The following is a 20,644-nucleotide window of genomic DNA, read 5'->3' on the forward strand; positions in this document are numbered from 1 at the left end:
TTGCCCCCTTCAATTTGGAGTTTTAGGTGTACTTATTTGAACCTTTAAAAGAACTTAGCTCTACTTATCTATCAAAAGTACAAATTGATTTGCTTAAACACGCTTATGTTGTTGCGCGTGATGCCCATGATGGCCAGATGCGATCCAGTGGTGACCCTTATATTACTCACCCCGTTGCTGTAGCTATTAATTTAGCGCAAATGAATCTAGACCATGAAACCCTCATGGCGGCGTTATTACACGATGTTATTGAAGACACCGAAGTAACCAAAGATGAATTAGCTGAACTTTTTGGTCATACCGTGGCTGAACTCGTTGAAGGTGTTAGTAAACTCGATAAACTTAAATTTAATAACAAAGAAGAAATGCAAGCGGAGAACTTCCGTAAGATGGTACTTGCCATGGTGCAAGATATCCGAGTTATTTTAATCAAGCTTGCCGATCGTACCCATAATATGCGTACCTTAGGCTCTTTACGACCAGATAAGCGTCGACGTATTGCTCGCGAAACGTTAGAGATTTATGCACCAATAGCTAACCGTCTAGGTATTCATGATATAAAAAATGAATTAGAACTTCTCGGCTTTGAAGCGCTTTACCCCATGCGTTCTCGCGCTTTAAAATCTGCAGTACAAAGTGCCCGCGGTAATCGTAAAGCTATTATTGATAACATTGAAAAAGAAATTGCTGCACGTTTGGCCGAAAGCGGTATTGACGCGCAAATTATAGGCAGAGAAAAGCACCTTTATTCAATTTATCGTAAAATGCTAAATAAAGAATTAATGTTCAATGAAGTGATGGATATCTATGCTTTTCGCGTTATCGTGCATGATAAAATTGATAACTGCTACCGCGCGTTAGGTGCTATGCACAACCTATTCAAGCCGATTGAAACACGCTTTAAAGATTATATCGCCATCCCTAAAACTAATGGTTATCAATCACTGCACACCTCGTTAATTGGTCCGCATGGCATTCCAGTAGAAATTCAAATCCGTACCCATGATATGGACCAAATGGCCGACAAAGGTGTTGCTGCTCATTGGTTATACAAACAAGATGGTGACAACACGGGTACAACGGCGCAAATGAAAGCCCGTCGTTGGATGCAAAGTTTATTAGAGCTACAACAAAGTGCAGGCAGCTCTTTCGAGTTTATTGAAAACGTTAAGTCTGACTTATTTCCTGAAGAAATTTATGTCTTCACTCCGGACGGCCGTATTATTGAGCTACCAATGGGCGCAACCGCAATCGATTTTGCTTATGCAGTGCACACTGATGTTGGTAATTCTTGTGTCGGCGTTAAGGTTGATCGCAAACCTTATCCTATGAGCCGACCCATTGACTCTGGCCAAACCATTGAAGTAATAACGTCAGCATCAGCAAGGCCTAATGCAACTTGGTTAAACTTTGTCGTTACCGCTAAAGCTCGCTTACAAATCAGAACTTATTTAAGAAGCTGTGAAAAAAATGAATCTCATGCTTTAGGTTTGCGTTTGTTAAGTCACGCCCTCGGTAAAACTAAACTTGTAGATCTAGCACAAGAAAAAATTGATGAAGTAGTGCAACAAAGTGGCAATAGTACTTTTGAAGAATTATTGACGAATATCGGTTTAGGTAATGCCTTGAGTATCGGTATTGCTAGACAATTAACCGATGGTTTTACTGAAGACAATGAATTAACATCGACTACCAGCCCCAAGACCAAAATGCCGATAAAGGGTACCGAAGGCATGTTAGTCAGTTACGGTAAATGTTGCCGTCCTATCCCTGGCGATGCTATTTTGGCTTACTTAAGCCCGGGTAAAGGTTTAATGGTGCATCAGCAAGGTTGTCGAAACATTAAAGGCCACGACCAAGGCAGCTTATTCCCGGTCAAATGGGATAGCGATATTGATAAAGAGTTTATTGCTAAATTACGGGTAGAAATCATTAACCATCAAGGTGCATTAGCATTATTAACTAATGCAGTTGCAAAGTGTGGCTCTAACGTTCACAACCTAAATTCTGGTGAAAAAGAAGCTGGCTTATACGTAATAGACATGGAAATAACCTGTCGAGATCGTATTCATTTAGCGGATATTATTCGAAAAATTAAAGTCATGATTGATGTACAACGCGTCATTCGAAATAAATAAACAAAACAATTACCACAGCAGTCTCCAAAGATTACTCTAAAGGAAAGATTATGAAAAGTATAATCAGTACAGACAAAGCACCTAGCGCCATTGGCCCATATAGCCAAGCAGTGAAAGTAAACAATACAGTTTATTTATCAGGACAAATTCCACTTGTTGCTGAAACAATGACAGTAATTGAAGGTGGCTTTGCTGAACAAGCAGAACAAGTATTTAAAAACCTAGTTGCTGTATGTGAAGCCGCGGGTGGCGACATTAACGATATGGTTAAAGTGAATATATTCTTAACGGATTTAAGTAACTTCGTCACAGTTAACGATATTATGAGTCGTTACTTTAGCCAACCTTACCCAGCAAGAGCGGCAATACAAGTATCTAAGTTACCAAAAGATGTTGATATTGAAATTGACGGTGTGATGGAACTTCCTAGCGTTAACTAAAAATATGCTTCATGAATGAAAATTAGTCGGCATTGTCTGCGCTGTTCGTCTAAATCACTTATAGATATAAGCTCAATAGACTCACAGCTTGACGGCTTTGCCTAACTAACATTCATTTTGCCTATTTGGTTGGCCCAAGTTAAGTTTAAGTGACTAATAAAAGCCACATATCAGCTCAAAATTATTTAAAAGATTAAAAAATGACTCCAGAAAGATTAGCACGTATTAATACCATGTTAGACAAACGCCAACCTGATTTAACGGTATGCATGGAAGGCTTACACAAATCTCATAACTTAGCCGCCGTAGTACGCACTTGTGATGCTATTGGTATTAGTGATGTTCATGCGGTATGGAAGAGTGAAGAGGCGGAAGTACGCGGTGGTAGTGCCGCAGGTAGCCAAAATTGGATTGATGTCCATAATTACCATAAAACAGCCGATGCCATTGCTGCGTTAAAAGCACAGGGCATGCAGGTATTGGTGACCAACTTGTCTGATACTGCTGTTAATTTTACCGAAATTGATTATACCAAGCCCACCGCTATAATTTTAGGCCAGGAGAAGTTTGGCACCTCAGAAGAAGCACTTGAGCTCGCTGATCAGCATATTGTTATTCCTATGGTCGGCATGGTGCAATCACTGAATGTTTCGGTTGCTTGTTCAGTCGTTTTATACGAAGCACAACGCCAGCGCGCTGCAGCGGGTATGTATGATCAACCTCGCTTAAGTAATGAGCGCCGTCAACGTACTTTATTTGAAGGTGGTCACCCTATCTTTGCAGAAGCTTGTCAGCGTAAGGGGTTACCGTACCCTGAAATAGATGAAGCAGGTCAAATTGTAGCTGATGAAAAATGGTGGCAAAAAATGCAAATGAACAAGAAAGCTTGGCAACATCTCGATGACTAGTTATCTAGATACAAGAGCTAAGCTGAGCTGAGGTTACCTATGGCACTGGAAGCGTTAAGCCGATTATCACAAGTTCCCCTGAGTACCCTCAAAGGTGTCGGACCTAGTTTAGCGGAAAAACTAGAGAAAATTGGCTTGCTGTCAGTGCAAGATATGCTTTTTCACCTGCCTTTACGCTATGAAGATAAAACGCGTATTACTACAGTGCGTGATTTATTAGTCGGTACCTCAACCAATATTATTGGTGAAATAACTGATAGCCAAATCACCCATGGTAAACGCCGAATGTTGGTGGTTACTCTTCATGATGGCACTGGCAGTATTCAACTGTGCTTTTTCAGCTTCTCCGCCAGTCAAAAAAACAGCTTAGCGATTGGCAAAACTATCCGCTGCTACGGCGAAGTAAAACGTGGGCCACGTGGTTATCAAATTGTTCACCCCGAATATAAATCCCTTGATGACGATATAGAATTAACCCCGGTTGAAGAAACCTTAACGCCTGTTTATCCCAGCACCGACGGTCTAAGACAAATATCCCTACGCAGTTTAACCGAACAAGCGTTGATTCGATTACAGCGAGGGCAAGTTGAAGAGTTATTACCCGCGAATCTTTTTAATGAGCAGTATTCTCTCAGTGAAGCGTTAACCATCATTCATCGTCCGCCACCCGAGGTATCGGTTGAGCAATTAGAACAAGGTCGTCATCCTGCTCAGCAACGGTTAATTAAAGAAGAGTTACTTGCCCATAACTTAAGTATGCTTAAACTTAGACAAAATAGTGATATCCATGATGCGGTATCACTATTGGGTGATGAAAAGATCAGTCAAAAATTTTTGAACGCATTACCTTTTTCCCCCACTAATGCGCAAGCACGCGTAGTCGAGGAAATAAAAACTGACTTAGCTAAAACTCAACCCATGATGCGTTTAGTGCAAGGCGATGTTGGCTCAGGAAAAACGTTAGTCGCTGCCCTTGCTGCATTAACCGCTATTAGTGAAGGTTATCAAGTCGCTTTGATGGCACCTACTGAAATTCTTGCTGAACAACACGCTATTAATTTTGCTAACTGGTTTACACCACTTGATATTAGCGTCGGCTGGCTGGCTGGTAAAACCAAGGCAAAAGCTAAAAGACTGGCGCTTGAGCATATTGCTAGTGGTGAGATGCAAATGGTTATCGGCACCCATGCACTATTTCAAGCTGATGTAGTCTTTAAAAACCTAGTGTTAGTTATAATTGATGAGCAACACAAGTTTGGCGTTCATCAACGCCTCACTTTACGTGAAAAAGGCGTGTTCGATGATAAATACCCTCACCAGTTGATCATGACAGCAACCCCTATTCCTCGTACCTTGTCTATGACCGCTTATGCAGATTTAGATACCTCGATTATTGACGAACTTCCACCCGGTCGTACCCCAATCAATACAGTAGCTTTACCTGACTTACGCCGCGGGGATGTCATTGAACGAATTCGCCAAGGTTGTGTTAATGATGGTAGGCAAGCTTATTGGGTATGTACCTTAATCGAAGAGTCCGAAGTATTACAATGCCAAGCTGCTGAAGATACTGCGATTTTATTACAAGAGCAATTACCTGAGTTAAAAATTGGTTTAGTACATGGCCGGATGAAGGCCATTGAAAAACAAGAAGTGATGGATGCTTTTAAATCGGGTGATTTACACCTGCTAATTGCTACTACGGTGATTGAAGTGGGAGTTGATGTACCTAATTCCAGTTTGATGGTTATAGAGAACCCTGAACGCTTAGGATTGGCCCAGTTACACCAATTACGTGGTCGTGTTGGCCGAGGCTCTGTCGCCTCTTTTTGCGTGTTATTATATAAGGCGCCCTTATCAAAAACAGCCACTAAACGCTTAGCAGTATTACGAGAAAGTAATGATGGTTTTGTGATTGCAGAAAAAGATCTGGAAATTAGAGGGCCTGGGGAGTTACTCGGTACTAGGCAAACAGGTTTAGCAGATCTTAAGATTGCCGACCTATTGCGTGATGGTTACTTAATACCTGAAATAAAGCAAAAGGCCTATTTATTATCACGCCAACAACCTGAATGTGCTCAAGCATTAATTCAACGTTGGTTAGGTAATAAAGAGCGTTATTCTAACGCCTAAAAGTTATACCAAGTCCATTACGTTATTTCCCACTCAGCAAGAATTAAAGGGCTTAGAGGCAAGGCATTGATCGAAGAGAGTGGTTATTCAGGAACATATGCTCCTGCATTCTCTAATAAGCTGCATCCATACAGCGTCCTTGTCAAAATCAATAACGCTGTATGTAAGCCTTTACTTTTTTATTAGGTACTCGCCCTTGGGAGCTTGTCAGAAAAGGCACTGGATAAACAGAACGCCATAAAAAAACCACACAACATGCTAACATTGCGTGGTTTTCTCTTATCAGTGTATTAACCTACTAGCTCAGGTTAAAAATAAAATTAATGCGCCTCATCCCAGTTATCGCCAATGCCAGCCTCTGCAATTAATGGCACACTCAGCTCTACCGCATCATTCATTAACGTCACCAATTTAGCTGTGGTTTCTTCAACAATATCTTGATGAATTTCAAAAATCAGTTCATCGTGAACTTGCATAGTCATTTTTATACGGTCATCATTTTGCTCAAGTAACCATGAATCTACGGCTAACATGGCCTTTTTAATAATATCCGCAGCGGTTCCTTGCATCGGTGCATTGATTGCAGCTCGCTCGGCCGCTTTTTTACGCATACCATTTTTAGCATTAATATCAGGTAGATATAATCGACGACCATATAAGGTTTCAACATAGCCCTGCTCACTCGCTTGTTGACGAGTATCTTCCATATACGTTAATACACCAGGGTAACGCTGGAAATATTTATCTTGGTACTCTTGCGCCTGCTGACGACCAATATGGAGCTGCTTGGCTAAACCAAATGCTGACATACCGTAAATTAAACCAAAGTTAATAGCTTTAGCACTACGTCGTTGATCGGTAGTAACCTCACCAAGTTCAACAGCAAAGATTTCTGCCGCTGTCGCGCGATGGATATCTTTACCTTCGCTAAAGGCAGTGACTAAACCTTTATCGTTCGACAAATGTGCCATTATGCGTAATTCAATTTGAGAGTAATCTATCGCGACTATTTTATGATCTTTTGGTGCAATAAAAGCTTGGCGAATTTTGCGGCCTTGTTCGCTGCGAATTGGAATGTTCTGCAAGTTTGGATCGGTTGAAGATAAACGCCCTGTTGCCGTAACCGCCTGATGATACGAAGTATGCAAACGATTAGTTTTATCGCTCACCATTAATGGTAACTTGTCGGTGTACGTCGACTTCAGTTTACTAAGTCCTCGATTTTCCAAAATAACCTTGGGTAATGGGTAATCGAGCGCTAACTCTTGCAATACTTCTTCTGCTGTTGAAGGAGCACCTTTGGGTGTCTTTTTGATGACCGGGATTTTTAAATCTTCAAAAAGAATTTGCTGTAATTGCTTCGGTGATGCCAAGTTAAAGCTTTTACCTGCTAAATTATGTGCTTCAATTTCTAGTTCATCTAAACGCTGACCTAGGGTAAAGCTTTGTTCAGCTAAGATATCACTATCAATTAATACACCGGTTTGCTCCATGCGGGCCAGTACAGGTAATAATGGCATCTCGATTTCATTGAAAACACTTAACATTGAAGCGGTTTCTGCTAACGCGGGGAAAATAGCGTGATGTAATCGCAAGGTGATATCCGCATCTTCCGCGGCATAGTGACCCGCTTTTTCAATGTCAATTTGGTTGAAAGTAAGTTGTTTAGCACCTTTACCTGCTACATCTTCAAAATGCACGGTTTGATAATCAAGATATTTCAGTGCTAATGCATCCATATTATGTCGGGTAGCAACACTGTTATAACAATAAGACTCGATCATGGTATCAAACTCGATGCCTTGCAAAGCAATATCATAATGGCTTAATACATTGGCATCATACTTAAGATTTTGACCAATCTTTTTAATGGTTTTACTTTCGAGTAACGGTTTTAATTGCGCTAATACCCACTCTTTATCAAGTTGCTCAGGGGCATCTTCATAATCATGAGTCAATGGTACATAAGCAGCTTTCCCCACTTCAATAGCAAACGATACTCCGACTAGTTCAGCCTTCATATAATGAACACTAGTGGTTTCAGTATCAAAAGCAAAAGACTCGCACGCTTGTAACTTTTTCAACCACTGTTCAAAAAGCTCTTTGTCTAAAATAATATCGTATTGAGTTTTTTCAACGTCTACAGCTTTAATTTCAACGGCCTGCTCGCCCACCGAAGCTGTAGAGTCTGCTTTAGTTTTTTTAGCTACGCTACTAGTGCTCGCGCCAACGTCACTTCCACCTTTACCTAAGTCAGCTAACAAACGTTTTAGTTCGAACTTTTGATAAAGTTCAGCTAATGCGTCTACGTCTGGTTCACTAGCCGCTAATTCTCCAGCCGTTTGTTCTAATTCAACATCACATTTAATAGTGGCTAATTGATAAGACAATGGCAGTTGTTCTAATGCATCACGAAGATTTTCACCAATCTTGCCTTTTACTTTGTCCGCATTGGCAATAACTTCCTGCATGGTGCCATGTTCTGCTAACCATTTAACGGCAGTTTTGGGACCACACTTAACAACGCCAGGAATGTTATCAACTTTATCCCCCATTAATGCAAGATAGTCGATAATTTGATCAGGTCTAACACCAAACTTTTCACTAACGCCAGCAACATCCATTTCTACATCGGTCATGGTATTAATCAAACGAACATGCTTAGTAACAAGCTGCGCCATGTCTTTATCGCCGGTCGAAATAACGGTTTCAATACCAAGCTCATCAGCTTGTTTTGCCAATGTACCAATAACATCATCGGCCTCAACACCCGGAATAACTAAAAGTGGCAAACCCATTGCTGTAATAATCTCATGTATTGGTGCAATTTGAGTACGTAAATCATCAGGCATTGGTGGACGATTGGCTTTGTATTCGGGAAACATGTCATTACGAAATGTTTTACCTTTAGCATCGAAAATAGCGATGATATTGCCATTGGGGTAGTCTTTTTTTAAACTACGAAACATATTCAATACACCAGTAATAGCTCCCGTAGGTTGACCATCAGCGGTTGAAAGAGCTTGCAAATAAGGTACGTGATAGGCTCGAAATAAATACGATGAACCATCGACCAATATTAAGGGTGATTGCGAGTTATTAGAGTCTTGGGTGGTTGCAGAAATTGTCATAAGAAATACGCGAAGCGACTAAATTAAGCTAAAGATGGCTAAGCATGCCACAAAGCGCAAGTAGGCTCCACTTTATCAGTATGCTTTATTGATGCTGCTTGTGGATAACCTTGTGGTCAAGTACGAAAAACAGCCAGAGATTTGTAAATGTCAAACCTGGCCTTGTCAATATAATACTTTGTTTTTATTGAATAAAAAGGTTTTTACAATACCTTTAAATACATAGTGATTTTATTTTAACTATATGTGGATAATTTTATTATCGCGTTATTTTTTAGCTGTACGAAAAATCGGCTGAAGAAAATAACGTGGTAAGAGATTATCAGAATTTGGCGTGATTACCAGTGCATTATTAAACTTTTTTTACCAAATAATGACACTTTTAAATAACAAAAAAACATAAGCGAGTAAGGGCAATAGCTAGCAAGAGATCCACCAGTTAAATAATTTTTTTGTATAGTAAAAAATATTTTTTTTACTATACAAAGAGAGTATTTTCGTCATGGTTTTGAATGCACGATAGGATAACTCTATTTAAATAATTTTGTTTGTTCTAAGCTCGTGAATGTGGCGCTATTCTGCCCCATAAATTAATCCGTTTGATATAATAATAGAGGTGCAGATATTATTTGTTGAATTTTGTCTTAAACAAAGGGACTGTAAAATTTACTTAATTTAGTTCTGAGCAAATTGGTTTATCTTACTTTGTTATAATCGTAGGTAGATTAGGGTATGTTGATCTTTCGCGGTTAAATTTTATTCGAGATAAAAGCGTTTTAATCGCGGCGAGTAGTGTGTAGCCTAGTCATTCTAAGCAAATTATACTCAACAAAGAGTAAAACGCTTTTAGCCGAATCCTTCGGACAGCGTTTGTTGGTCATTTTTACGGCGTTATCGCCTTTTTATGTGGAACAACCACATGGCAAAGACTCTGCCTTGTATAAATACCCAACAAACCGCTGTAAAAACAATCTCGAAAGGTCAACAGACCCTAATAAGTAATAAAATCTAAGAATAAGAAGTATTATTATTTAGGTAACCTTATAATTTTGCTATATTTGCTTGTGAGGTTTCTAAGGGATTCATCAATCGCCGTTCCTCTTGCTAAGTAAAGCACTTATTATTCTGACACTTACTCAAGTTCAAATTTGATAATCCGTTTTAATCGAAATCATTGACAGTAAACTGGGCTCTAGCTACCTTTAGCCTTACCTATATACCTACTAACGAGTTATATTATGAAAAAATTTGTTCAATTATCACTACTCACTTTGGCTTTAACCCCAGCTCTATTAGCCTCTGAGCTAGTCAGTGCTAATAGTTTGCCGCAATCAGTATCTCCGGCTAATGCCTCGGTATACATTATTTCACCTGTAGATGGCGCAACAGTGCCAGCTACGTTTACAGTAACCTTTGGTTTAAAAGATATGGGAGTATCTCCCGCAGGTATCGAGAAAAAACATACAGGTCATCATCACTTATTAGTCGACAAAGACTCTCTGCCTGCTTTTGATATGCCTATGGGCGGCGATGTTCAGCACTTTGGCGGTGGACAAACACAAACAACGTTAACCTTGCCGAAAGGACAGCATACTTTACAACTTATTTTAGGCGATCATCATCATATCCCTCATAAGCCTGCGGTTGTTTCAAAGAAGATTACTATTACGGTAGAGTAAAATTTTAATACTGCTGAACTGAGAATAAAACGTACTTAAAAAATGAATTCGTTGGCGACTTTACAATTATATGCAAAGCGTTTTTTTCATTGAATTAAACAAGAGCACAGCATATATATCGTTTAAAGTGCCTTTCGAAAGCTCATTAGTAAACTGATGACACCTCAAAATGAGTTAGATACAGAATGACTATATTTAACTCATTTTTCTAAGCGTGATAATGTAGCTCTACCTTGTTCAAAAAATAAACACCTTGGGTATCATTAATAGAAAATATAGTTATGGAATGATTAAGGAATAATAAAGGATTATGAATGAATAACATGCCAATAGTTTTAGTATTACTACTCAGCTTACTTGTTTCTTCTTGCTCATCTATAACCAAACCTCAGCAAAGTGAGGATGTTAATCAAGCAATGTAAATTCCGATAAATTATCGTCTCTTCCCCAATATAGAAAACGAGCAATTAAATACAGAAGACATTTTTTTCTGACACAGGTACAGCAAAAAGAATTTATTGTTAATTTTGATCAACAAATAGCAAACGGTTTAGCCCCTCATAAAGCATTAAGCGAAGTTTTAGCAGAAAGATTAGCTAAGTGAAACCTACGATGCAACAACCGCACTTCGCTTAAATAAGGGAAACTGCATGAGCTTAGCGATTTTAACAACGGCTTATGCAAAAATTATAGGCCTTGATTTTTCGTATCGAAAAGTAAGCACTCTACCCATATTCACTAAAAAAGAGGATGTTATTTTATCCTCTTCACATGTACAAACAATAATTTACGATCCTAGTTTTATCGCTGATCAAAATACTTTTTACCTCGCAAATCCTGCGGTGGTTATTGATTATTTCCCAAGTAAAAGTCATCGTTCTGGGATAAAGTTTTCGTTGGAGACCTTTCTCGCTATGTATTATAAGAATATTGCCGCCGATGCTTTAGCAGATAAAGATTTAAATAAATCATTTTTATACGCAAATAAAGCTTACCAATTAGATACTGACAATATTGAAACAATTAACCTATTAGCTGTTATCCACAGAAGATCAGGCGACTTACAAACAGCAGAGGCGATATATAAAACAGGTATGGACAAAGGGCAAACGAATATAGCGCTATTAAGTAACTATATTATGTTACTCAAGTCTCAACGGCGTATGGACGAAGTTAACACCCTACAAGACAAACTAAACCAACTAGATGACCCAGACCCGTATCAATGGTTAGGAGAGGCTTATACAGCGAAAAATGTTGGCAATATTAAACAAGCCGAAATTTATTTTAAGAAAGCATTGTCAAAGGCACCATACCTCAACCAAGCGTATATGGGACTTTATAAAATTTATATAAAACAAAACAAACTAAAAAAGGCCCAAACAATGCTCGTTAAAGCATTAGAATGGACCTATGAGCTTGATGAAAGAAAGCTATACAAATATAAGCTTTATAATATTGAACATAACATAGCAGCAATTAATTAAAGGCATAGCAATCAACATTCAGCTTGCTTTACATAGTGACAAACTCTTCTGCTGAGGTCGGATGAATAGCAATAGTGTTATCAAAATCAGCTTTCGTTGCGCCCATTTTCATTGCCACAGCAAAGCCTTGTAATAATTCATCACTACCAAAACCAATACTGTGTAAACCAACTACTTTTTCTTCCTTGCCTGCACAAATTAACTTCATTCGTGTCGGATCACGATGGTCCTCAGTGATTGCTTGATACAGTGCAGTGAATTGCGATTTATAAACAGTAATATTTTCCTCACCGTATTGCGCAATAGCTTCGTTTTCAGTCAATCCAACGGTGCCGATAACTGGATGACTAAATACTACCGTAGCAATGCCGGAATAATCTAAATGCTCTTCAGGTTTATTATTAAATAAACGCTCACATAAACGACGACCCGCAGCAACAGCTACCGGCGTTAATTGTGCACGACCGGTGTTATCACCTACTGCATATATACCGTCTACATTGGTATTTTGATATTTATCTGTTTCGATAAAACCACGCTCATTCATAGCAACACCAGCGGCCGCTAAATTAATATTGTCGGTTGCTGGTTCACGGCCAATTGCCCATACTAAGGTTTCAACTGGTCCAATAGTTTTCCCATTAGTTAGATGTATTACTAAGCTGCCATCTGCCAATTTTTCGATACGTTCTGGCGTGCTGTGGTTATGTAACGTTGGGCCATGTTTTGCCATTTGCTCTACTAAGGTATCGCTCAGCATGTTATCAAAACCACGTAATGGTTTTTCTTTACGCACCAATAAATGCGCTTTTGTACCTAAGGCATGAAACACACCCGCTAACTCGACCGCGATGTAGCCTGCGCCAACAACAGCAACACTTTTAGGCTGCTCTGTTAAGGCGAAAAAACCATCTGAATCGATGCCATAGTCAGCACCTTCAATATTTGGCAGAGTGGGACGCCCACCCGTAGCAATAGTAATATGATCTGCGGTGATTAACTCACCGTTGACTTCAACCGTATTTTTATCAACAAATTTGGCAAATCCATCAATAACGGTTACATCGTTAGCATCAAAACCACGCTGATAGGCCGCATGAATTCGTTCAATATAAGCTTCTCGGTTAGCGACCAATTTAGCCCAATCAAACTGAGGAGTGTCTTGGGTAAGATGTTGAGCAAAACCGTAATCACTCGCATATTTCAATGCGTCAGATATCTGCCCTGCATACCACATCGCCTTTTTAGGTACACAACCAACATTTACACAAGTACCACCAATGTATTTGGCTTCAATAACTGCTGCCTTTTTACCTAACTTTGCTGCGCGGTTAGCGGATGCTATACCGCCACTGCCACCGCCAATGGCTAGATAATCAAAATGTTGTGTCATGGTTTCACTCATTAGTTAACGTATTGTTTAAATAGAATGTGGGCGCAAAATACACTTTATTCAAGTATTAAAGTAATAATATTTAATAACTTTCTCTGTAATTAGTTGTCCACTTTATCGAATTAGTTATTGGTATACACCCAAACTACATCCAGATGTAGGTTTTAGCTGAAATCAGAAACGCCCTCAGACAAGGCAATGGTTGGAGGGATAGTATGCTATTTGCGAAATTAATAACGTAGCATAAAACATTTCTATACTAGCCCTGCGGGGTCTTCCGAACAGTTTATGCTCTTCATTGCCTTATTTTTAAGGAAATAACTATTAATAAAATGAGCCATTTAATCGTAAATCGCTCAGTAATACCCACCTTCAAAGGGCTTGGCTATAAGTAAGTTCTGTCTTATCTATCAGCAAATTTTTCATAATCTTTTCCGCTGAGCTTGGCTTACTATATAAATAACCTTGTAGATAATGACATTGTTTGGCCACTAAATAATTAAATTGCTCAACCGTTTCTACACCTTCTGCAATACAATGCATGTTAAGTCTTTTTGCTAATACTAGCGTGGTATCAACAATCGCTTCATCTGCTTCATTTATACCAATACCAGCAACAAAGCTACGGTCAATTTTTATAATATCTAAAGGTAACTTTTTTAAATAAGACAATGACGAAAAACCAGTGCCAAAATCATCAAGCGCTAAAGTAAGACCTAGTGAAGATAACTTACGCATGGTGGTGATGGCATTTTCAGGTTGTAAAATTAGCGAACTCTCTGTTACTTCAACACGTAATATTGCTGCAGGTAATTGGTAACGTGCCAATAACTCACTAATAAATGAGACTATGTCTGCTTCAACAAAGTGTTGTACTGATAAGTTTATCGACACATAAAATTCAGGTCGTATGGTATGCCATTCTTTTAGATCTTTACATACTCGCTCAAGTGCCATTTCTGTCATCGTGATGATTAAATTGAGCTCTTCTGATAAAGGAATAAAGTCACTTGGTGGCACTAAGCCAGTAGACGTTTGCCAACGCATTAACATCTCGACTCCCACAGCCTTACCCGTATAAGCATTAATAATAGGTTGGTAGTGATTGATAAACTCATTATTTTTTACTGCTAATTTTAATGCCGACTCCTGACTCAAGCGCTCCATTGCTTCAACGTTCATTTGTGCAGTATAAAATTTAAAGTTACTTTTTCCGGCTTGTTTCGCATGATACATAGCAACATCAGCATGGCGTAATAATTCGTCTGAATTAATACCATCATTAGGGTATAGCGCAATGCCTACACTTGCACCAACACTAACTAAATTTCCATCTAAATCAACGGATTGACCAATGGTGTCAATAACTTTCTCTGCAATTCTTCCCAATTGATTTTCATTAGCGAAACTCTCTAGTAGCACAACAAATTCGTCACCTCCTATACGTGCTACCGTATCATCGATGCGTAATGTACTTTGTAAGCGATTAGTGATTTCTCGTAATAATAAATCACCGAAATCATGCCCTAAAGAATCATTAACTTGCTTAAATCGATCAAGATCAATAAAAAATACCGCAATGGAGGTATCTCGTCGATTAGAAAAATCTATCGCATGCTTAATACGTTCAAGTAATAACGTACGATTGGGTAATCCGGTTAAATGGTCATAATTTGCTAATAATCGCAATTCACTTTCCGCACTTTTCTGCGCGCTAATATCCGTTAAAACAAACAAATAATGTAACGCATTAGTTACTGAACTAAACCCTACCGTGACGTTAATAATGACGTGGTATTCATCCTTATTGGCGGTAACTATCAACTCTTCTCCACGCCAATGCTCCCCCTCTTTTAGCGAAAGCATTAATTTACGATAAAAACTGCGACGTTTCTGGCTGACGCCTAAGAGTTTGTCACTAAAATCAAACTCTTCTTCTGGCCAATCAAAAACAGCACGCATTGACTGGTTTGCAGTGATTCGGGATATTTTTTCATCAATAATAAATACCCAATCTTGGGTTTGCTGAAAGGCATCTCCGTAATACTGAGCGCGCTCTTCATTAGCGCGCGACTCGGTAATATTAGTATAAGATCCTGTCACTCTGACAGGATGATTATTAGCATCTACAGCAACAATTTTTCCTAAATCTTTATACCAAAACCACTGACCATCTGATGTTTTCAAACGATAGGTACAGGAAAAGTTATCCTTTAGATTAGCGCTACTAATAAATAGCTGCCAACAATGAATAAAATTATCATGATCTTCAGGATGAATAAGCGCTACATGCTCTTCTAAACTATAAAACAGCGCTTTTTCTCGGTAACCTAAATCTAAAGAAATACGCTTGCCAAATATTAAGTCTTCATCGGCTTGCCAATCCCAGACCTCACTGTTACTACCCGTTAAGGCTAGTTGTAAGCGGTTTTCTCGATATTTTACTTGCTCATGAACATCAAGTAATAATTGTTGCTGGGTTTTACGATAACGATACCAAGTCACCATCATTAACATTAAGGCGATAGAATAAAGTAATATCGCTAAAGGTGAACGCCATGGAGCAAAGCCTACGTTAAATTTAATATATACAGGCGAAGAGAACTCTCCTGTATAAGGAGATTTAGCTTGAATTGATAAAGTATGTTTACCTGAAGCGAGACTAGGAAAGGTAACATGAGCCTCACGACTTGCCGGAAAATCAATGTTGTCTTGTCCCGTTAAATGATATTTATAGATGATGCTTTTCTCATTACCGTAAGAAAAAGTAGAGAAATCAATACGAATACCTACATCATCATGGTTTAGGTTAATAACAGCATTATTTTCAATGACTAAAGGTAGGACTAAATCTCGAGATAATAATTCTACGGCGGTAACTTTGACTGTAATATTTTCATTATCATATATTTTTTTTAGCTGTAAAGGGTCAAAAAGACTAATCCCCTCCATAGAACCATAGACAAATAAACCATTCGCTAATTTTGCATTAGCCCTAGCATTAAATTCTGTCGCTCCAAGACCATTTTTACGAGTGAAATGACTTATATGTTGGTTATCAGAATCCAACATAAATATACCATCATGACTAGAGAACCAGATATCCCCAGATTCATCTGCCATGACACCATAAACGTTATTTTCAATAATGGAGTTAGCTTTATGGTAAAAATATTTTTCTTTAAAATCAGGTAATGTTAAACCAATAAGGCCTTTACCACTGTAGCTCAACCAGAGCACTTGGTTTTTATCAATCGCCCAGTTATCGATATAAACGTTTTCACCTGCGAGTATCCCTTCCAGTTGATAAAGCTGTACAAATTCTCGTGTATTGACATTAAAGCCCCATAAACCATCATTACTGGTGAGTAAAAACCAATCACTATTTGGTAATGAGCCCAAGAAATACAATAAACGTTCAGGGGAAAACTGAGTCGTAATTTCACTTAACGTATCAACTTGATAAGTAATTAAGTTTATTCTAAAAATACCTTTTTCATTCGTTAACCATAAGAAATCACCTTCTTTTAGAATGTCAAATTGCTCTAATGCCAGCAGCTGATTAACTTCATCATTAAAGGGTAATGCTAATGTTTTCTCCTGCTTTTTATCAAATAGAAGTACACCTTGAGCAGTAGAGACAAGTAACTGCTCAGGCGATAACGTCACTAAACTATAAATATGGCTCTGGGTATAGATGCTTTTGGAGTCATCATTCACCAAAAAGGGAGTCACTTGCTGCTTAGTTAGATCAATTAAGTTCAAACCATTTGAGGTAGCAACCCAAAGTAAATCATTATTGAGGCTGTCAGGTAAAGCATGCCACACTTCGTTATAACTCAAACTAGCGGGATTATTTTTTTTATAACCATAGTTTTTAACTAATTCTTTTTGAGGGTCCCATTGATAAGCCCCTGCAGTATTTGAGCCTAACCAGAAAACTCCGTGATTATCTTTAATCAATGTATGTATGTTGTCATCGGTAATATTGTCAAAATAATCACTAAAACCAAACAAGAACTCACTACTATTATTGAGTGTATTAATAACATACAAACCTTTATCAGAGGCTACATAAAGCATTTCGCCATCAAGTAAGGTCTGCCATGCGGCCATATTTTCAATAAGTTTTTGGTAGTTTGGTAATTGCGATTTTTCCGCAATATATGCTTTAATATCAGCTACGTTTATAGCAAAAAAACCATCGAAGGAGCCTAAATATAAAGTATGATTGTTATCTGCATGTACAGTATATATTTTATTAAGTTCTTCAATGCTTGATTGCTTAGATATATCAGCGGGTATTTGCGGTAGTTTTTTCCAATGATTTTTCTCAATATCATAAGCAAAAATACCTATCTTAGAAGCCAGGTAGATCACGCCATCATACAATGACATCTGAAATAGTGATAAATTACCTGCTAATTCTGATTCTAAATCTACTACTTGCTTGTACTCGTCAGTAACTTGATTATAAACACCGAGCGTTTTTGATGTTAACACCCATATTTTATTGTCATAATCATTAATCAAGTCCCTAATATAGTAATCAAAGCCTTGCGCAAGTTTTATTGGGATATGCTGATAACTATCTGTTTTAGGCTTATAACAATAAAGTTTTCGACCATCAACATTTAACCAAATAAAACCATTTTTATCTTCAAGTACATTGTATATAGCAACATTTTCAAAACTATTTTTGGGTCCTGGCAATTGCCTAACTTCATTACCATCATAAACATTGACGCCACTTTCAGTACCTAGCCAAATGAAACCTGCTTTGTCTTGAATAATTGAATGAATACTACCTTGTGACAAACCATCATCAACAGAAAGAAGCTCTAGGGAAAGGTTTTCTATTGCAGCATAACTGGTGCTAGATGCGACAATGCCGCCAATGAAAATAACGCTAAAAAAAATAACGCTAAAAAAAATACTTAACAATAGTCGACAGGAAATAAGTAATCTCTTAAGCATAGTTACTCAACAACAGAATTAATTATAAAAATATAAAGGTCCCATAAAGTATAGTTTACGATGGCTTTGTGCAAACAAAAATCAATAAAAAATACAACTGCTAACAACAGGTTTACTTACGCTATACAATAAAATCACACCAATAAGTAATTGAGTAAAACATTAACAATGTGTATTTATAACTTCATATGATGAATATTTCATAACTATTGATTGAATAGCCTTGAATAAAGCCTCTCTAGGTCTTACATCTCTTAATAACATAAACTAATTTTTAAGCATTATGACCAATCCATTATTAGTATCTAGCGAACTACCTGCCTTTTCAAAAATTAAGCCTGAACATGTAAAACCTGCTGTTGAGCAATCAATTAAAGATTGCAAAAAAATTATTGAGCAAGTTCTCGCTAATGATGATGTCTTTACTTGGGATAATTTAGTATTACCCATTGATGAAGTTGATGATGTGCTATCTAAACTTTGGTCACCTGTTTCCCATATGAATTCAGTTGTGAGTAGTGATGCATTGCGTGATGCGTATGAGTCTTGTCTGCCCCTTTTATCTGAATATGGCACCTTTGTTGGTCAACATGAAGGTTTATATCAAGCCTACCTTAGCGTTAAAAACAGTAAGCAATTTGAACAGCTCGACGTAGCTCAACAAAAAGTTATCACGAATGCCCTTCGTGATTTTAAACTATCAGGTATTGCTTTAAGTGATAATGATAAGAAGCGTTATGGTGAAATAGCGACTCGCTTATCAGAACTCAGCTCTAGTTTTAGCAATAATGTGCTCGATGCTACCCATGCCTTTAGTATTACCATTGAAGACGAAAAAGAGCTTACCGGCTTGCCGAAGAGTGCTTTAGCGGCGGCAAAAGAACTTGCCACAGCAAAAGAGCAACAGGGGTTTACTTTTACTCTTGATATTCCAAGTTATCTACCGGTAATGATGTATTGTGATAATGCTGATTTACGTGAGCAACTTTATACGGCATTTGTTACTCGTGCGTCAGACCAGGGGCCTAATGCAAATAAATTTGATAATAGCGCCATCATGGATGAGTTACTAAGCTTGCGACATGAATTAGCTAATTTACTTGATTTTGACAACTATGCTCAACATTCATTAACCACTAAAATGGCCAATACCACGAGTGAAGTCATGGCGTTTCTTGAAAACTTAGCCATTAAATCACAACACCAAGGTAAACGAGACTTTAAAGAACTAAGCGACTTTGCTGCGACTGAATTCAAGAAAGATAATTTACAGGCTTGGGATCTGGCTTATTACAGCGAAAAGTTAAAACAAAGTCGTTACGCCATTTCAGATGAACAATTACGCCCATATTTTCCTAAAGACAAAGTTGTTTCTGGTCTATTTGCAGTGGTCCATAAGTTATTTGGCCTATCTATCAAACATCGTGAAGGTGTTGATGTATGGCATGACGATGTTAACTTTTATGATGTATTTGATAAATCAGGTGAAAGACGAGGCAGCTTTTATCTTGACCTTTATGCCCGCGAGAAAAAACGTGGTGGAGCTTGGATGGATGACTGTGTTGGTCGAAGCCAGCTAGCTGATGGGTCTATTCAATATCCAGTTGCCTATTTAACGTGTAATTTTAACGGCCCTGTAGGCAATCAACCGGCATTATTTACCCATGATGAAGTTGTTACCTTATTCCATGAGTTTGGTCATGGCATTCATCACATGTTAAGCCAAATAAACGCCAGCAGTGTTGCCGGTATTAATGGCGTTCCTTGGGATGCAGTAGAACTTCCTAGTCAATTTTTAGAAAACTGGTGTTGGCAACCCGAAGCACTTGCGTTTATTTCAGGCCATTTTGAAAGTGGTGAGTCATTGCCTCAAGAAATGTTAACCAAAATGTTGGCGGCAAAGAATTTCCAATCAGCGATGCAAATGTTGCGTCAGATTGAGTTCAGCATCTTTGATTTCACTATGCATGAAAGCTATAACCCCAATGCATTGAATAATGAAAAACATATTCAACAAGTGCTCGATAATGTTAGAACCAAGTACTCTGTAGTAACAGCGCCTGAATTTAATCGTTTTCAACATGGTTTTAGCCACATCTTTGGCGGTGGTTATTCAGCAGGTTACTACAGCTACAAGTGGGCTGAAGTATTATCCGCTGACGCATTTGGTTTATTTGAAGAGCAAGGCATCTTCAATGAAGAAACCGGTCAGTCATTCTTAAACAATATTTTAGAAAAAGGCGGCAGCGAAGAGCCAAGCGTGTTGTTTAAAAACTTCAGAGGCAGAGCACCAGAAATTGATGCGCTATTGCGTCACTGTGGTATTGAAGCGTAAATATTAATGTAAACATTCAACAT

The 20,644-nt window shown here is 38.2% G+C and carries 11 protein-coding genes; 8 read left to right on the forward strand and 3 right to left on the reverse strand.

Going from position 1 to position 20,644, the window contains the following annotated elements; genetic code table 11:
• The first annotated feature begins 26 nt into the window (after positions 1 to 26).
• The 4 genes from spoT (at position 27) to recG (ending at position 5,619) form a co-directional block, all read left to right on the forward strand.
• Entirely contained in the window at positions 27 to 2,138 is a 2,112-nt protein-coding gene (gene spoT / locus CPS_RS22385; RefSeq protein WP_011045692.1) for a bifunctional GTP diphosphokinase/guanosine-3',5'-bis pyrophosphate 3'-pyrophosphohydrolase, read from the forward strand.
• Positions 2,139 to 2,185: 47 nt separating this feature from the next.
• Positions 2,186 to 2,578, forward strand: a complete 393-nt coding sequence (locus CPS_RS22390) for a RidA family protein (protein ID WP_187148322.1) — start codon at positions 2,186 to 2,188, stop codon at positions 2,576 to 2,578.
• A 200-nt stretch (positions 2,579 to 2,778) separates the two neighbouring features.
• Positions 2,779 to 3,486, forward strand: coding sequence for a tRNA (guanosine(18)-2'-O)-methyltransferase TrmH (gene trmH / locus CPS_RS22395; protein WP_011045694.1), 708 nt, complete (start codon positions 2,779 to 2,781; stop codon positions 3,484 to 3,486).
• Positions 3,487 to 3,525: 39 nt separating this feature from the next.
• The gene (gene recG / locus CPS_RS22400; protein WP_011045695.1) at positions 3,526 to 5,619 is read left to right on the forward strand and encodes an ATP-dependent DNA helicase RecG; all 2,094 of its coding nucleotides are present in this window, start codon (positions 3,526 to 3,528) and stop codon (positions 5,617 to 5,619) included.
• A 320-nt stretch (positions 5,620 to 5,939) separates the two neighbouring features.
• Here recG and polA read toward each other — a convergent pair whose 3' ends face one another.
• On the reverse strand, positions 5,940 to 8,750 hold the full coding sequence (gene polA / locus CPS_RS22405; protein ID WP_011045697.1) for a DNA polymerase I: 2,811 nt from the start codon (positions 8,748 to 8,750) through the stop codon (positions 5,940 to 5,942).
• Positions 8,751 to 9,542: 792 nt separating this feature from the next.
• Here polA and CPS_RS24210 point away from each other — a divergent pair.
• From CPS_RS24210 to CPS_RS22415, 3 genes are all read left to right on the forward strand, one after another.
• On the forward strand, positions 9,543 to 9,752 hold the full coding sequence (locus CPS_RS24210; protein WP_011045698.1) for a hypothetical protein: 210 nt from the start codon (positions 9,543 to 9,545) through the stop codon (positions 9,750 to 9,752).
• Between the two features lie 236 nt (positions 9,753 to 9,988).
• Complete coding sequence (locus CPS_RS22410; protein ID WP_011045699.1) at positions 9,989 to 10,429, forward strand: DUF4399 domain-containing protein; 441 nt, start codon at positions 9,989 to 9,991, stop codon at positions 10,427 to 10,429.
• Between the two features lie 650 nt (positions 10,430 to 11,079).
• The gene (locus CPS_RS22415; protein ID WP_011045702.1) at positions 11,080 to 11,916 is read left to right on the forward strand and encodes a tetratricopeptide repeat protein; all 837 of its coding nucleotides are present in this window, start codon (positions 11,080 to 11,082) and stop codon (positions 11,914 to 11,916) included.
• Positions 11,917 to 11,944: 28 nt separating this feature from the next.
• Here CPS_RS22415 and gorA read toward each other — a convergent pair whose 3' ends face one another.
• Together gorA and CPS_RS22425 are read right to left on the reverse strand one after the other, a co-directional pair.
• Complete coding sequence (gorA, locus tag CPS_RS22420) at positions 11,945 to 13,309, reverse strand: glutathione-disulfide reductase (RefSeq protein ID WP_011045703.1); 1,365 nt, start codon at positions 13,307 to 13,309, stop codon at positions 11,945 to 11,947.
• Positions 13,310 to 13,681: 372 nt separating this feature from the next.
• A complete protein-coding gene (locus CPS_RS22425) occupies positions 13,682 to 18,286 on the reverse strand; it encodes an EAL domain-containing protein (RefSeq protein ID WP_011045704.1) in 4,605 nt (1,534 codons plus the stop codon).
• A gap of 283 nt (positions 18,287 to 18,569) precedes the next feature.
• On the opposite strand from CPS_RS22425, the gene prlC reads away from it, so the two are divergent.
• The gene (gene prlC, locus CPS_RS22430; protein WP_011045705.1) at positions 18,570 to 20,621 is read left to right on the forward strand and encodes an oligopeptidase A; all 2,052 of its coding nucleotides are present in this window, start codon (positions 18,570 to 18,572) and stop codon (positions 20,619 to 20,621) included.
• Positions 20,622 to 20,644 lie beyond the last annotated feature (23 nt).

Source organism: Colwellia psychrerythraea 34H (assembly GCF_000012325.1).
Taxonomy (GTDB): Bacteria; Pseudomonadota; Gammaproteobacteria; order Enterobacterales; family Alteromonadaceae; genus Colwellia; species Colwellia psychrerythraea_A.